Below are 14671 nucleotides of genomic sequence, written 5' to 3' on the forward strand. Positions count from 1 at the left end.
CGCCAGGAGCCCGAAGGCGGGCCCTCCGTGCGGTGCGGATACCACGCGCCACCAACCTGCTTGGCATCGCGGGATGCGCTTGCTAGCATGGGTGGACGATCTTTGGGACAACCATGCCCGTTTCAGCTCCGCACCTTCCAGGCTCCCCCTCCCCTTTGGACCGCCCACCGGCAAGCCTCCTGGCAGACGCCCCGCTGCGCAGGGCCCTGGATGCCAGCGACAACGCCATCGTGATGAGCAACAGCGCCAGGCTCGTCGTGTACATCAACGAGGGCTTCACCCGCCTGTTCGGGTTCAGGCCCCAGGAGGTGCTCGGGCGGCACCTGAGCGATGTGCTGCTGGGCCCGCACTCCGACCCAGGGCTGCTCGCCGACATCCGCAGCGGCATGCACACCGAGGGCTGTTTCCATACCGAGACCCTGCTGTACAGCCGGGCCGGCGCGCCGCGCTGGGTGTCGATGATGATCAATGCATCGGACGAGGCCTCGGGCGGGCCGGGCGGCAGCATCACCGTGCTGACAGACATCACGCTCACCAAGATGCACGAGGTGCTGCAAAAGCGGGTGCTCGAGGGCATGGTCAATGAACTGCCCCTGGCCGATCTGATGGCCCTCGTCTGCCACGAAGTGGAGCGCATCGCCCCCGAAGTCACCGCCTCCATCCTGGCCGTGGATGAGCAAGGCCTGCTGCGCCCCCTGGCGGCACCGGGGCTTCCTCCCGCCATCTGCCAGGCGCTCGACGGCCTGCCCATCGGCCCCCGTGCGGGGTCGTGCGGCACCGCGGCCTTCAGGGGCATCCCCGTGGCGGTCAACGACATCGCCACCGACCCCTTGTGGGACGACTACCGCGCGCTGTTCGCACCCAGCGGCGTGCGCGCCTGCTGGTCCAGCCCGATCTGCGACCACACGGGCAAGGTGGTGGGCACCTTTGCCTTCTACTTTCGCGAGCCGCGCGGCCCGGATGCGCTGCACTACCGGCTGGTGGGTGTATGCCTGCACCTGTGCGCGCTGGCCATCGAGCGCAATGCCACGCAGCAGCGCATTCACCGCCTCGCCTTTTTTGACGGGCTCACGGGCCTGCCCAACCGCGCGATGTTCCTCAGCAGCGCCGGGCGCACGCTGGCCGGCCTGCGGCAGGACGGCCGCCCCGGCGCGCTGCTGTTCATCGATCTGGACCGCTTCAAGCAGGTGAACGACACGCAGGGGCATGCCGCGGGCGACGCGCTGTTGTGCGAAGTGGCCAGGCGGCTGACGCAGTGCCTGCGAGCGCGGGACCTGATCGGCCGGCTGGCGGGCGACGAATTCGTGCTGCTGCTGTCCGAGTGCGCCACCGAGGAAGCGGTGCAGGCGGCGCACCGCATGCTGGAGGAAATGTCCCGGCCCATGGACATCCATGGACAGGCCCATGTCTGCCACGCCAGCATCGGCATCGCGATGTTTCCCGACGACGGCGACGCCATCGAGACGCTGCTGCGCCATGCCGACCAGGCGATGGCACAGGCCAAGAGCGATCACCGGCACAGCCTGCAATTGTTCAGCGCGGAGATGAACCGGCGCGCGCAGGAACGTGCAGCGCTGGAGCGCGCATTGCGCCAGGCCCTGGCCGAACGCCGCCTGACGCTGCACTACCAGCCCCAGGTGCTCGGCGAAGCGCCCGGCACCCTGCACGGCGTGGAAGCCCTCGCGCGGTGGCAGCACCCCGAATGGGGCATGGTGCCGCCCAGCCGGTTCATCCCCGTGGCCGAAGAGTCCGGCCTGATTCACGAGCTGACCCTGTGGCTGCTGGACGAGGCCTGTGCGCAGCTGTCGGCATGGCGCGCGGCGGGCCACCACGTGCCCTGCGTGGCGGTCAACCTGTCAGGGCGCAGCTTCCACCAGGCAGACCTTGCGCAGCAGGTGTGCGATGCGCTGCGGCGCCACGGGCTGCGCGCGGACGACGTGCTTCTGGAAATCACCGAGAGCGTGATGATGGACGCGCGGCCCGTCACGCTGGCCAACATCGAGGCGCTGCACGGCAAGGGATTCCGGCTGTCGCTGGACGATTTCGGCACCGGCTATTCCAGCCTGAGCTACCTGCACCGCCTTCCCATTTCGGAGCTCAAGCTCGACATGGCCTTCGTGCAGGACCTCACCACCAGCCCCACCGCGCGGGCCCTCACGGTGTCGGTGCTCAGCATCGCCCACAGCCTGGGCATGGTGGTGGTGGCCGAAGGGGTGGAAACCACGGGCCAGCAGCAGTGGCTGCAGGCGCATGGGTGTCCCGTCATGCAGGGCTATCTGTTTGCCAAGCCGCTGCCACCGGACGAACTGGAGGCCTGGCTCTGCGCGCAGGCAGCGCGCCCGCGCTGAGCGCCGCCAGGGCGCGGCCGTGGTCAGCCGCCGCGGGCGTCGTCTTCCGGCCAGTCGCGGATGTAGGCCTTGAGCATCTTGTTCTCGAAGTTCTGGCTGTCCACCACGGCCTTGGCCACGTCGTAGAAGCTGATCACGCCCATGAGCATCTTGCGGTCCATCACCGGCATGTAGCGCGCATGGCGGTCCAGCATCATGCGGCGCACCTCGTCCATGTCGGTTTCGAGCGTGCAGGTCAGGGGTGCATCGTCCATGGCCGAGCGAACCTGCAGGGTGCCCACGCTGCCGCCATTCCTCACCACGGCCTGGATCACTTCGCGAAACGTGAGCATGCCCACCAGATCGCCCAGCTCCATCACCACCAGCGAGCCGATGTCCCTGTCGGCCATCACATCCACGGCGCCCGCCAGCGGCTCGTCCGGCGTGACGGTGTAGAGGGTGTTCCCTTTGACGCGGAGGATGTCGCTGACTTTCATGGTTTCTGGGTCTCCAAGAGGGCGGGAAGAGCGCGGCAGGCGCTAGAGGCTGTTTCGCACCAAATATAGCCCACAATGCCCGGCTGAATTGACAACATGGGAGACACACAGATGCCCGGCTACTCCGACCCCGGCTTTGACACGCTGGCCCTGCACGCGGGTGCAAGCCCCGACCCCGCCACCGGCGCGCGCGCGGTGCCCATCCACCTGACCACCTCTTTCGTCTTCGAGTCGAGCGACCATGCCGCGTCGCTGTTCAACCTGGAGCGTGGCGGCCACGTGTACAGCCGCATCAGCAACCCCACCAACGCCGTGCTGGAGCAGCGCGTGGCGGCGCTGGAAGGCGGCGTCGGCGCCATTGCCACCGCCAGCGGCCAGGCCGCGCTGCACCTGGCCGTGGCCACGCTGATGGGTGCCGGCAGCCACATCGTGGCCAGCACCGCGCTGTATGGCGGCTCGCAGAACCTGCTGCACTACACGCTCTCGCGCTTCGGCATCGAGACCACCTTCGTCAAGCCCCGCGACATCGACGCCTGGCGCGCCGCCGTGCGGCCCAACACCAAGCTGTTCTTTGGCGAGACGGTGGGCAACCCGGGCCTGGACGTGCTGGACATCCCCACCGTGAGCGCGATTGCGCACGAGGCCGGTGTGCCTCTGCTGGTGGACTCCACCCTGACCTCGCCCTGGCTCATCAGGCCGTTCGAGCATGGCGCCGATCTGGTCTACCACTCGGCCACCAAGTTCCTCTCGGGCCACGGCACCGTGGTGGGCGGCGTCGTGGTCGATGGCGGCAGCTTCGACTGGGACGGCCCCAGATCCGCCGGCAAGTTCGCCGAGCTGACCCAGCCCTACGACGGCTTTCACAACATGGTGTTCGCCGAAGAGAGCACCGTGGGCGCCTTCCTGCTGCGCGCGCGCCGCGAGGGCCTGCGCGACTTCGGCGCCTGCATGAGCCCGCACACGGCCTGGCTCATCCTGCAGGGCATCGAGACCCTGCCGCTGCGCATGCAGCAGCACATGCGCAACACCGAAAAGGTGGTCGAATTTCTGGCCGCTCAGCCCTTCGTGTCGCGCGTGGGCCACCCCATGCTCGCATCCCACCCCAGCCACGCGCTGGCGCAAAAGCTGCTGCCGCGCGGCGCGGGCTCGGTGTTCAGCTTCGACCTCAAGGGCAACCGCGAACAGGGCAAGAAGTTCATCGAAACCCTCAAGGTCTTCAGCCACCTGGCCAACGTGGGCGACTGCCGCAGCCTGGTGATCCATCCGGCCAGCACCACGCATTTCCGGATGAGCGACGAGGCCCTGGCGGGTGCCGGCATCACGCAGGGCACGATCCGCCTGTCCATCGGGCTGGAGGATGCCGACGACCTGATCGACGATTTGAAGCGCGCCCTCAAGGCCGCAGAGAAGGCCGCCTGAAGGCCGCCTGAAGGCCTGGGCCCGACCACGCCAGCCACACCGATGCAAGCCGCAGCCCCACAGCCCGCGTTTTCCTGGGACGCCTTCGAGCAGGCCTTCCTTGACGCCGCGCTCGCGGTGGCCAGCGCCGTCCTTGCCGGGCACCCGGAGCACCGCTTCTATGCGGTCGCCCTGGCCGGCATGGGCCGCGAGCTGGATGGCCCCCTCTTCCTGCCCGCGATCGCGCTGAACAGCGAACAGGCCTACGCCCAGGCCAAGGGTGGCGGCGATGACGGCGGGGGCGGCACGCTGTACAGCCTGCGCTGGAATCCGGTGGACTGGCGCTGGCCTGACCTGCCGGCCGACAGCCCAGCCCTGGCCCGGATGCAGCAGGAGCTGCAGGCACATGCCTGCCGCGGCGACGTGGCGCACTGGCGGCGCACCGAGCAGCAATGCCTGGAGGCCCTGGTGCGCGCATGCCAGCGCGTGCGCACCGCGCTGCGGGCCTCGCCCTGGTCGGACCGGCTCACGCCGGACTTCGCCGTGCTGCTGCATGAAGACAGCGACGAGGGCGTGCAGTGGGCCCGGCGCTGCCTGGGAGACGATGCCTTCGCCGCCCTGCTTCCCGGCCATGCGGCCGCCATCGCTGAGGCGCTGCGCGTGGAAGCGCTGCCCCCGGACCAGCAACTGCGCTATCACCTGGCATGCCTGCGCAATGAAGCCGCGCCCGAGCTGGGCCTGGGCCGCCAACAAGCCGTGGACCATGCCACGCAGGACACCGAACACGCGCTGCGGCGGCTCGGCCCCGTCGCGGTGCCCGCCTTGCTGGCGCTGCTGGAGCGCGCGGACACGCAGTCCATCGCGGCCAGGCTCCTGGGCGACATCGGATCCGCCAGCCCCGGGGTGCTGGACGCCCTGCGCCACCACCTGCTGCGGCCGGTCCCACGCGGCAGCCGGGCCCACCTTGGCCGGGCGGGCCGGCTCGGGTGCGCCTGCGCGCTGGGGCAGCTGGGGGATGGGCGGTGGCTGCTGTCGCAGGTGGGCACGCTGGCGGACGACCTGGTCGCCAGCGGCTTGGCCGCGCCGCTGGGGCCCTTTCGGGACCGGTGCCTTCAGCCCCACCCGCTGGACTATGCCCCCCTGGAACACGCCGGCCTGCAGCACCCTGCCCTCCGGCTTGCCCTGCAGGGCAAGCTGGCTCCGGGGCGCGGCACCTGCACGCTGGGCCCGGCGGACGTGGACGAAGCCCTGCGCGGCCTGGGCTCGCCCACGCCGCTCGTGCGCCAGCACGCTGCCATGGCACTGGGAGACCGCGCCCTGGGCAGCGAAAGGGCTCCGCGCATCGTGCCCGCGCTGGCGCGCGCCGCCACGGGCGATGCCGAGGAAACCGTGCGCTTCCTGGCCGTGCTGGGCCTGGGCTACTGGAAGCAGGATGCGGCCCACCTGCGCTCCCTGGCGCAAGCCACGGCGGCACACGACCCGAGCGACCGCGTTCGCGATGCCGCGCTGCGCTGGCTGGAGGCGCTGGACACGCACCGCGCGATGGCCCCGACCGGACAGGCACCTGGCTAGGCGCCAGCCCCATGCCCCTTTTCCGCCGAGACAATCCACACAAGAGAGCGAACACAGGAACACGCCATGCAACTTCAAGTCAACGAGAGCCCCGTCTACTGCTACACCGGGGGCAAGGCCTTCGATGCATCCAAGCCCACCGTGGTCTTCATCCATGGCGTGCTGAACGACCACAGTGTCTGGGCCCTGCAAAGCCGCTACATGGCCAACCACGGCTGGAACGTGCTGGCCATCGACCTGCCCGGCCACTGCAGAAGCGGCGGCGACGCGCCCGCCTCGGTGGAGCAGGGCGCCGACTTCATTGGCGCGCTGCTGGACGCGGCCGGCGTGCAGAGGGCGGCGCTGGTGGGGCACAGCTGGGGTTCGCTCATCGCCATGGAGGCGGCCGCGCGGCTCAAGGACCGCATCAGCCATCTGGTGCTGGTGGGTACGGCGTTTCCCATGAAGGTGTCGCCCGCGCTCATCGAGGCCTCGCAAAGCGATCCCGAGAAGGCCATGCGCATGGTCAACGTGTTTTCTCGCAGCACGCTGGCGGCGCCCCCTTCCGCCCTGGGCCCCGGCACCTGGGTGTTTGGCGCCGGCATGGCGCTCGGGCGCAAGGTGCTGCGCAGCAACCCCGCCGTCAACGTGTTTCACCGGGGTTTCGTCGCCTGCGACAGCTATGGCGGCGGCGAAGCGGCCATGGCCCAGCTGACCTGCCCCGTGCTGTTTGCACTGGGCACGCAGGACCAGATGACCGCGCCCAAGGCCGCACAGGGCCTGGTCAACGCCGCGCGCACGGCGGGCAGGACAGTGCAGGTCGCGCCCCTGCCGGTGGGCCACAACCAGATGACCGAAGCGCCGGAAGAAACGCTGTTCGCGCTGCGGGACTTCCTGACTCGCTGAACCAGCACGGCAGGGCGCGGCCGGCCCGCGTCCCCGCGTCCACCGTGCGCGCTCTCGCCGTCAGCGCGCGCGGCGGCGCCATGCCGGCCGCTGCCAGAGCGTGACGGCGCGCAGCAGCCACTCCACCGGGCCATAGGCGTGGGCGGCCATCCAGTGCCGGCTCAGCGCCAGCTGGGCACCGTACAGTACGAGCACGCCCAGCCCCACCAGAAGCGGCGCCACCTGGCCCACCAGCGCCCAGCCGTAGGCCGTGAACACCAGCGCCCCCACCAGCGACTGCAGCAGGTAGTTCGACAGCGCCATGCGCCCCGCCGGTTCCAGCACCGCGCCCAGCCGACGGCCGGCGGGGCCGCTTTGCAGCAGCCAGAGCAGCGCCGCGACGTACCCGAAGGTAAGGAATGGCGCCGTGGCCAGATCGACCGCCAACGCGGCCAGCCCCAGGTGCTCGGGGTGGGTGACGCTGCTGGCCCCGGGCTGCACGGACGCGTAGAACCAGGCCCCCGCCGCGCCCACGGGCAGGCAGCACGCCATCCATCGGCGCAGCCGGGCCGGCTGCCGCGCCACCCTGGCCAGGTAGCCCGAGCGCCGAGCCGCCAGCCCCAGCAAAAACATGGCCAGCGCGCAGGGCCCCTGCACGAACACCAGCACGAACCACACGCCATCGGCCATGTCGCGGCCCCGCTGCGCGATCGCCTCTTGCACGCTGGCGCGGTAGGCCTGCGCGGCCTGCTGCGCCTTGGCGTGCAGTTCGGCCACGGGCAGGTCCAGCGGCGGGGCCAGCGCCACCAGCCAGGCGATCGCCCCCCAGCCCCAGGCCATGATGCCCAGCAACCCCAGGGCCAGCGCCACGGCGGCCACGGGGCGCAGCCGGCCCAGCGCCAGCAGCACGAGGCCCAGGAGCGCATAGGTCACCAGGATGTCCCCCGCGAACAGCAGCCAGGCATGTGCCAGCCCCAGCAGCCCCAGCCCCAGAAGGCGCCGCAGGAAACGCGGCACGAACGCGCCGCCCGAGCGCTGGGCCGAGTCCATCTGCAGCGCAAAGCTGTAGCCGAACAGCAGCGAGAAAAGCAGATAGAACTTGGTCTCGAAGACCAGCGCCACGAACCAGCGCACGGCATGGTCCACGGGCCGCGAGAAGGCCGGGTCGGACACGCCCACCCCGAAGTAGGTGGACGCAAAGCTGCCCGCGTTGACCATGGCGATGCCCAGCAGGGCAAATCCCCGCAGCGCGTCGATGGCATGTTCGCGGTCCGCCGCCCCGGCGGGCTGGGCCGGGTTGCCGTCCGGGGCCGAGGGGTTGGTGTCCATGGCGGGGCAAGCCACGCGCGTCATGCGGCCGGCACCACCACCGCCGCGAGCGCGCCCAGCACCAGCGTGCGGCAGGCAGCGGCGTCGAAGCGCTCTTCCACCATGGCCCGGCCAAAGGCGCCGTCCAGCAGCAGCAGGATCCAGTCCGCCGCCTGCGCCGGCGGCAGGGCGAGGCGGGCCTGCCCGCGCTCCACGGCCGCGCCGAGCAGATGCACCAGGGCCGCCTTGCGGCCCGCCTCGCTGCCGGCCACGCTCGCAAACACCAGCGGGTTGCGCACCGCTTCGGCCAGCACCTCCACGCCGATGCGCAGGTACACGGGGTCGGCCAGCTGGGCGATGCTCTCCTCCACGATGTCCTGGAGCGCCTGGTAGAGGTTCCGGGCGCGGGCCGCCGCGGCATAGCGCCCGGCGGTCTCGCGCTGGTCTTCTTCGACGATGGCGGCAACGATGGCCTCCTTGGTCGGGAAGTAATGGAACAGGTTGCCGGGGCTCATGCCCGCCTCGGCACAGATCTCCGCCGTGCGCGTGGCATGGAACCCCTTGCGCATGAAGCAGGCCACCGCGGCCTCCAGGATCTGCTGCCGCCGCGCCTGGTGGCGCTCGGGGTTCACGGTCCGCATCGCACACCTCGCACGGTTATTAATAGATCGATTAGTCGATTAATTAAATACCACGCGGCGGCGCCTGTCAAACCCGGCACGCCATGGGGACGGGCTTGGGCGTATAAAGCGCTTGAAAACAACCAGGAGACAACGATGGACCTCAGCGCCGCCCCCACGACCGATCCGCGCGCCTTCAAGAGCTTCGCGGAGTTTTACCCTTTCTATCTGAGCGAGCACAGCAACCGCACCTGCCGCAGACTGCACTTCGCCGGCTCGACATTGACGCTGGTGTGCCTGGCGATGCTCATCGCCACGGGCAAGCCGCAGTACCTGCTGTACGGCCTGCTCTGCGGCTACGGTTTCGCGTGGGTGGGGCACTTCGGCTTCGAGAAGAACAAGCCGGCCAGCTTCAAGCGGCCCCTGTACAGCTTCATGGGCGACTGGGTGATGTACAAGGACATCTGGACGGGGAAGGTGTCCCTGTGATTTCTGGCCTCAACAGGCCACGGCGCTTCACTGCAATGCGCGGATAGCTATAAAAATAATAGCAAAACAATGGAGCGGACCGCCTGGCCGGCCACGGCCTACTCTGCCTGCAGCACGTCGTGCACATGCAGGCCGCCCAGCCCCGCGCGCGCCCACAGGGGCTCCAGGCTCGTGGAGCGTTCCAGCAGGAGCTTGTGCACCAGGGGCTCCAGCGGCGTGTTCTGCGGGTCGATCAGCAGCACGTACCGGGACTCGGGCACGTCCGACACGCTCATCGCCGCATCGCTCACCTGCCCCACCCAGTCCAGGGCCGTCAGCGCCTCCAGCACCGGCTCCAGCTGCAGCATGTCCACGCGCAGCCGCTGCGCCAGCTGGCTCGGCCGCAGCCCCTTCATGGCGTGAGAGCGGGCCCGGTGCAGCTCCTGCAGCACCTCCACGGCCAGCTGGAACGTCCAGCCCGCCACGGTTCCACGCCGCGCCACCCCCGCGAGAAGGCTGGGCAGGTAGGCCGTGACCACCGCCCCCAGCAGCACGATGACCCAGGCCACGTAGATCCAGATGAGCAGGATGGGCAGCGTGGCGAACGCGCCGTACACCACCGAATAGGTCGGCACGTTGCCCAGGTACAGCGCCAGCACCTTCTTGGCCAGCTCCATGCACACGGCCACGAAAAGCCCGCCGGTCCACGCGTGGCGCCACTTCACCGGGGTGTTGGGCACATAGTGGTACAGCGACGCCATGCCCGCCGCCAGCACGAGGAACTGGATCGAATCGAACAGCAGCTGCACGCCGTCGGGCAGGCGCTTGACCAGCCCGCCGGACGCCGACATCACATACGAGGTGAGCGCCAGGCTCGCCCCCATGAGCAGCGGGCCCAGCGTGATGGCCGCCCAGTAGATCAGCACCCGCTGCCCCAGCGGCCGCAGGCGCTGCACGCGCCAGATGTCGTTGAGCGTGCGGTCGATCGTGAGGATCAGCGCCAGCGCCGTGGCCAGCAGGATGCTGAAACCCGCCACGCCCAGGCCGCTGGCCTTGGCCGCGAACTGGGTGAGGTAGCCCAGCACCTGGCGGGAGATGCTGTCGGGTACCAGGCTGTCCACCAGCCAGCGCTGCAACACGTCCTGCAGCTTTCCAAAGATGGGGAATGCCGTGAACACGGCCAGGGCGACGGCAAAAAACGGCACCAGCGCGAGGATGGTGGTGAAGGTCAGGCTGCTGGCGGTGAGCCCCAGATGGTCCTCGCGAAAGCGTTCACGCAGGGTCAGCGCGGTGGTTTTCCAGGGAAAGTGCGACAGTTCCGTGATCAGCGCCTCGAAGCGCGACGCTACTGTCTGTAAGGAAAAAGGCATGGCCGATATGATGCCACCCCAATGACCGCATCCCCCAGAGCCCCCGCCCTCCCTTCCAGCCCCGCCGACAGCGGCGTCCGTGCCACACGCTGGCTGGCCACCGGCAGCCTGCTGGCGCTCATCGTCCTGTGCCTGGCCTGGGAACTGGTGCTGGCGCCCCTGCGGCCCGGCGGAACCTGGCTCGCGCTCAAGGCGCTGCCGTTGTGCATCCCGCTGGCGGGCATCCTCAAGAACCGCATGTACACCTACCGCTGGGTCAGCCTGGTGATCTGGCTGTACTTCACCGAGGGCGTGGTGCGCGGCTGGAGCGACAGGCCGCCATCGCAATGGCTGGCCTGGGCCGAGGTCGCGCTGTGCCTGGCCCTGTTCGTGGCCTGCACACTGCACGTGCGGCTGCGCCAGCGCAACGCGAAGGCGGCGGCAGCCGCCGCGGCCACGCCGGCCTCTTGATGCCAGCCGCCCCGCGCGCCATCCCCCTCCCTCGAACTGAAGAAGACGCTTGTCCATGACCACCTTGCTCGACACCTTGCGCACCCTCGTCGGCCCTGCCCACGTGATCACCGAGGGCGACCTCACCGCCTGGGAACAGGACTGGCGCCGCCGCGTGCGCGGCAAGGCCCTGGCCGTGGTGCGCCCCGCCACCACGCAGGAGGTGGCCACCGTGGTCGCGGCCTGCGCGGCGGCGGGAACCACCATCGTGCCGCAGGGCGGCAACACCGGCCTGGCCGTGGGCTCGACACCCGATGATTCCGGCACGCAGATCGTGCTGAGCCTCACGCGCATGAACGCGGTGCGCAGCATCGACACCGACAACCTCACCATGACGGTGGAGGCCGGCTGCATCCTGCAGAACCTGCAGGACGTGGCGCGCAATGCGGGTGTGCTGTTCCCCCTCTCGCTGGCGGCCGAGGGCAGCTGCACCATCGGCGGAAACCTGGGCACCAATGCGGGCGGAACGCAGGTGGTGCGCTACGGCAATGCGCGCGACCTGTGCCTGGGCCTCGAGGTGGTCACCGCCCAGGGCGAGGTGTGGGACGGCCTCAAGGGCCTGCGCAAGGACAACACGGGCTACGACCTGCGCGACCTGTTCATCGGCAGCGAAGGCACGCTGGGCATCATCACCGCCGCCACGCTCAAGCTCTACCCCGAGCCCGCAGCACGCCTCACGGCCTGGGCCGCCGTGCCGTCGATGGAACACGCCGTGGCCCTGCTGGGCCTGGCGCACAAGCAGCTGGGCGCTGGCCTCACGGGCTTTGAAGTGATGGGCCAGTTCGCGCTGAGCCTGGTGGGCAAACACATGCCGCAGTTGCGCGTGCCCTTCCTCGGCGACGAGAACGCTCCCTGGTGCGTGCTGCTCGAAAACTCCGACAGCGAATCCGAAGAACATGCCCGCGCGCGGTTTGAAGCGCTGCTGGAGACCGCGTTCGAGATGGGCTGCGTGACCGACGCCGTCGTGGCCGAGAACCTCACCCAGGCCAGCCAGCTCTGGCACATCCGCGAGAACATTCCGCTCGCGCAGGCCGAGGAGGGCCTGAACATCAAGCACGACATCTCCATCCAGATCTCGCGCATCCCCGCCTTCGTCGCGCACACCGACGCGGTGCTGCAGCGCGAGATCCCGGGCGTGCGCCTGGTCAACTTTGGCCACCTGGGCGACGGCAACCTGCACTACAACGTCCAGGCACCGGCCGAGGGGGATGCCAAGGCCTTCCTGCGCGAGCACGAGCAGCATGTGCACCACCTGGTGTACGAAGCCGTGGCCGAGTTCGGCGGCTCGTTCTCGGCCGAGCATGGCATTGGGGAGCTCAAGGCCGACAAGCTGGAGAAGTACCAGTCGCCCGTGGCGTTGTCGATGATGCGCGCCATCAAGCAGGCGCTCGACCCGCAGGGCATCATGAACCCGGGACGGGTGCTCCAGTAAATCCCAGGAGGCCGGCCCATGACCACCGCCGTTACCGTGCGCCCCGTTCAGCCCGAAGACTACGCCGCTTGGCGCCCGCTCTGGGATGGCTACAACGCGTTCTATGGCCGCTTTGGGGCCACCGCGCTGCCCGAGCACATCACCCAGGCCACCTGGCAGCGTTTTCACGACCCGGCGGAACCCGTCTTCTGCCTGGTGGCGCACGATGCGGCCAGCGGCGAGATGCTGGGGCTGACGCACTACCTCTTTCACCGCAGCATGACGCGCATCGAGCCCGTGTGCTACCTCAGCGACCTGTTCACCCGCGAAGCCGCGCGCGGCCGGGGCGTGGGGCGCGCGCTCATCGACGCCGTGTATGGCGCGGCGCGTGCCGCGAAGTCGTCGCGGGTGTATTGGCAGACCCACGAAACCAATGCGGCCGGGCGGCAGCTGTACGACAAGATGGCCAAGCACCACGGCTTCATCGTCTACGCCCAGGAACTCTGAACAGGGCCCACGCCCCGAAGCCCCCTCCCGGGCATCCCGGCCACGGGTGGCGCGTGCGGAGGTACGGCGCAGCCAATTTGCTATAAAAATAATAGCATTCAGCGCAGATACCTCGGGCGCCAGCGCCCGATTTTTCGCTAAAACCCGCAGCCGCCACCAGGGCCACAACCGTCAACCGCGCCGCGCAAAAAACCGCCTCACAGCGCCTTGCGCATGGGTTGCGCCTGCAGCCCCGCCCACACCTGCAGCGCGCCCGATGGTTCATACCCGTGGCGGCGGTAAAAATCTTCCGCCGTGCGCGTGCTCTCCAGTCCCACAGCCGCCAGGCCCAACCGCCGCGCATGGGCCTCCGCGCCGAGCAGCAGGGCACGGCCCACACCTTGGTGCAATGCTTCTGGCACCACATAACAAAGCGCCAGCGTGGAGCGTGCCCACAGCGCAAACCCCACCATCGTGTCCCCCCGATACGCACCCCACGCCATCGCGCCCGGTGCCGCCATCCAGGCGGCCAGGTTCTCGGGCGTCTTGTTGGCCAGCCATGTGCCGAGGATGGCGGCATCGTGGTGGTGGTCGAGGGCGCAGCAGTGGGTGATGGACTGGCGGACCACGTTGCAGGCGTCGGCCGCTGCATGGGCCGTGACGGGAACAGCGGCAGGGACGGGCTTCATGGTGGATTCAAGGTCTGCGCGGGCAAAGATGGAGGTTGCGATGGGCTGTCCTGCCCGGACAGGCCGGTGCCATCGTACCGCCAGCCCGCCAGCCCGCCTGCGCGCAGGCCGGCACGGGCGCAAGACCGTGGCGGCGCCGGCCGCTACCCGGCGACGCAAGGGTGCGCCCGCGCCCACCCGCTCGCGGCCTCCCACCCGGGCGGCACACACCCCTGCTCCATCACGCACAGGCTCGCACTGGCCAGTGCATGGCGAAGAGCCTGCTGGCCGGCCTCGACGGACAGCGCTTCAACGAACTGCACGAAGCTGGCAGCGCCCGCTGCCGGCGCCTGCCGCAGCAGGTGCGCCAGCAGCCCCGCCAGGAAGCTGTCGCCCGCGCCCACGGTGTCGATGACCCGCAGGGGCTGCGCTTCTTTGGCAAAACACTGCATGCCGCTCTGGTGCAGCAGCCAGGCCCCCTCTGCGCCCAGCGTCAGCGCCAGCAGATGGGCCTGGGGGTTGGCGGCCAGCAGGTGGCGGGCGCGGGCCAGGGCGCCAGTGCCGGGCACGGCCAGGTGGTCCAGGTCTTCGTCGCTGGCCTTGATGATGTGGGCGTGTGCCAACGCCGCGTGCACCGTGGTGCGGTAGGCGTCCAGGTCGGGCATGACCGAGGGGCGCAGGTTGGCATCGACCACCACGCAGCGGCCTTCGGCGCGCTGGGCAGCGAGCCAGGGCTGGTAGATGGCGGTGTCGCGGGCATCGAGCGCGAGGGCGCCGGTACAGACCAGCTGCAACGCGGGCAAGGCGGCGCAGGCCTCGCTGAGGCCGTGCGCCGACACGGCGCGGTCGGCCACGCCTTCGCGGTAGAAGGCGTAGTCGGGGTGGCCGTGTTCATTGAGATTGACCACGGCCAATGATGTGACTTGCTGCACCGGCCCGGGCTGGGCCAGCAGCACACCGTCGGCGACCAGCTGCGCGGCCAGCTCGCGGCCAAAGCGGTCGCGCGACAAGGGGTTGAGGTACTGCGTGCCCACGCCCTGCCGGGCCAGCGCGCGGCACAGGTTGTAGAGCGCGCCACCCAGGCACGGCAGGTAGCTGCCATCGGGGCGGCGGATGAGGTCGATGAGGGCCTCGCCCGCGATGGCGGCCTGGACGGGGGCCGTGGCCTGGGAAGTGTGGTGTACCGAAGTCAT

At 69.6% G+C, this 14671-nt stretch carries 14 protein-coding genes; 8 read left to right on the forward strand and 6 right to left on the reverse strand.

All coding sequences use genetic code 11. The features are described from left to right. Positions 1-113: 113 nt before the first annotated feature. The gene (locus tag AC07OD_RS15720) at positions 114-2348 is read left to right on the forward strand and encodes a sensor domain-containing protein (RefSeq protein ID WP_494597421.1); all 2235 of its coding nucleotides are present in this window, start codon (positions 114-116) and stop codon (positions 2346-2348) included. A 23-nt stretch (positions 2349-2371) separates the two neighbouring features. On the opposite strand, the gene AC07OD_RS15725 is transcribed toward AC07OD_RS15720, so the two are convergent. Next, complete coding sequence (locus tag AC07OD_RS15725) at positions 2372-2824, reverse strand: CBS domain-containing protein (protein WP_218297720.1); 453 nt, start codon at positions 2822-2824, stop codon at positions 2372-2374. A gap of 111 nt (positions 2825-2935) precedes the next feature. On the opposite strand from AC07OD_RS15725, the gene AC07OD_RS15730 reads away from it, so the two are divergent. The 3 genes from AC07OD_RS15730 to AC07OD_RS15740 all read left to right on the forward strand — a co-directional run bounded on the left by AC07OD_RS15730 (position 2936) and on the right by AC07OD_RS15740 (position 6679). Next, positions 2936-4243 carry an O-acetylhomoserine aminocarboxypropyltransferase gene (locus tag AC07OD_RS15730; RefSeq protein WP_494597564.1) on the forward strand — a complete coding sequence of 436 codons (1308 nt, stop codon included), beginning with the start codon at positions 2936-2938 and terminating at the stop codon, positions 4241-4243. A 42-nt stretch (positions 4244-4285) separates the two neighbouring features. Next, positions 4286-5794, forward strand: a complete 1509-nt coding sequence (locus AC07OD_RS15735; protein ID WP_494597422.1) for a DUF4303 domain-containing protein — start codon at positions 4286-4288, stop codon at positions 5792-5794. A 66-nt stretch (positions 5795-5860) separates the two neighbouring features. Then, complete coding sequence (locus AC07OD_RS15740) at positions 5861-6679, forward strand: alpha/beta fold hydrolase (protein ID WP_494597423.1); 819 nt, start codon at positions 5861-5863, stop codon at positions 6677-6679. A gap of 60 nt (positions 6680-6739) precedes the next feature. On the opposite strand, the gene AC07OD_RS15745 is transcribed toward AC07OD_RS15740, so the two are convergent. Further along, the gene (locus AC07OD_RS15745; protein ID WP_494597424.1) at positions 6740-7987 is read right to left on the reverse strand and encodes a DUF418 domain-containing protein; all 1248 of its coding nucleotides are present in this window, start codon (positions 7985-7987) and stop codon (positions 6740-6742) included. Positions 7988-8007: 20 nt separating this feature from the next. Beyond that, positions 8008-8607: a TetR/AcrR family transcriptional regulator gene (locus AC07OD_RS15750; RefSeq protein ID WP_494597425.1), complete on the reverse strand. Its 600-nt coding sequence runs from the start codon at positions 8605-8607 to the stop codon at positions 8008-8010. A gap of 135 nt (positions 8608-8742) precedes the next feature. Between AC07OD_RS15750 and AC07OD_RS15755 the strand changes: the two genes are divergently transcribed. Then, positions 8743-9075, forward strand: coding sequence for an Mpo1-like protein (locus AC07OD_RS15755; protein WP_218297726.1), 333 nt, complete (start codon positions 8743-8745; stop codon positions 9073-9075). A 98-nt stretch (positions 9076-9173) separates the two neighbouring features. Here AC07OD_RS15755 and AC07OD_RS15760 read toward each other — a convergent pair whose 3' ends face one another. Then, on the reverse strand, positions 9174-10424 hold the full coding sequence (locus AC07OD_RS15760; RefSeq protein WP_494597426.1) for a YihY family inner membrane protein: 1251 nt from the start codon (positions 10422-10424) through the stop codon (positions 9174-9176). 21 nt (positions 10425-10445) lie between these two features. Between AC07OD_RS15760 and AC07OD_RS15765 the strand changes: the two genes are divergently transcribed. Genes AC07OD_RS15765 through AC07OD_RS15775 form a run of 3 tightly spaced genes read left to right on the forward strand, consistent with a single transcriptional unit; the run spans position 10446 to position 12831 of the window. Next, positions 10446-10874, forward strand: a complete 429-nt coding sequence (locus tag AC07OD_RS15765) for a DUF2069 domain-containing protein (RefSeq protein WP_218297728.1) — start codon at positions 10446-10448, stop codon at positions 10872-10874. 55 nt (positions 10875-10929) lie between these two features. Continuing rightward, positions 10930-12345 (forward strand): FAD-binding oxidoreductase, encoded by a 1416-nt coding sequence (locus AC07OD_RS15770; protein ID WP_218341566.1) that lies wholly within the window; start codon positions 10930-10932, stop codon positions 12343-12345. An 18-nt stretch (positions 12346-12363) separates the two neighbouring features. Beyond that, positions 12364-12831: a GNAT family N-acetyltransferase gene (locus AC07OD_RS15775; protein ID WP_218297730.1), complete on the forward strand. Its 468-nt coding sequence runs from the start codon at positions 12364-12366 to the stop codon at positions 12829-12831. A gap of 197 nt (positions 12832-13028) precedes the next feature. Here the strand turns inward: AC07OD_RS15775 and AC07OD_RS15780 are convergent, their stop codons facing one another. After that, positions 13029-13499: a GNAT family N-acetyltransferase gene (locus AC07OD_RS15780; protein ID WP_494597427.1), complete on the reverse strand. Its 471-nt coding sequence runs from the start codon at positions 13497-13499 to the stop codon at positions 13029-13031. A gap of 143 nt (positions 13500-13642) precedes the next feature. After that, entirely contained in the window at positions 13643-14671 is a 1029-nt protein-coding gene (locus AC07OD_RS15785; RefSeq protein ID WP_218297732.1) for a PfkB family carbohydrate kinase, read from the reverse strand.

This window comes from Acidovorax sp. GW821-FHT10E03, assembly GCF_059415205.1.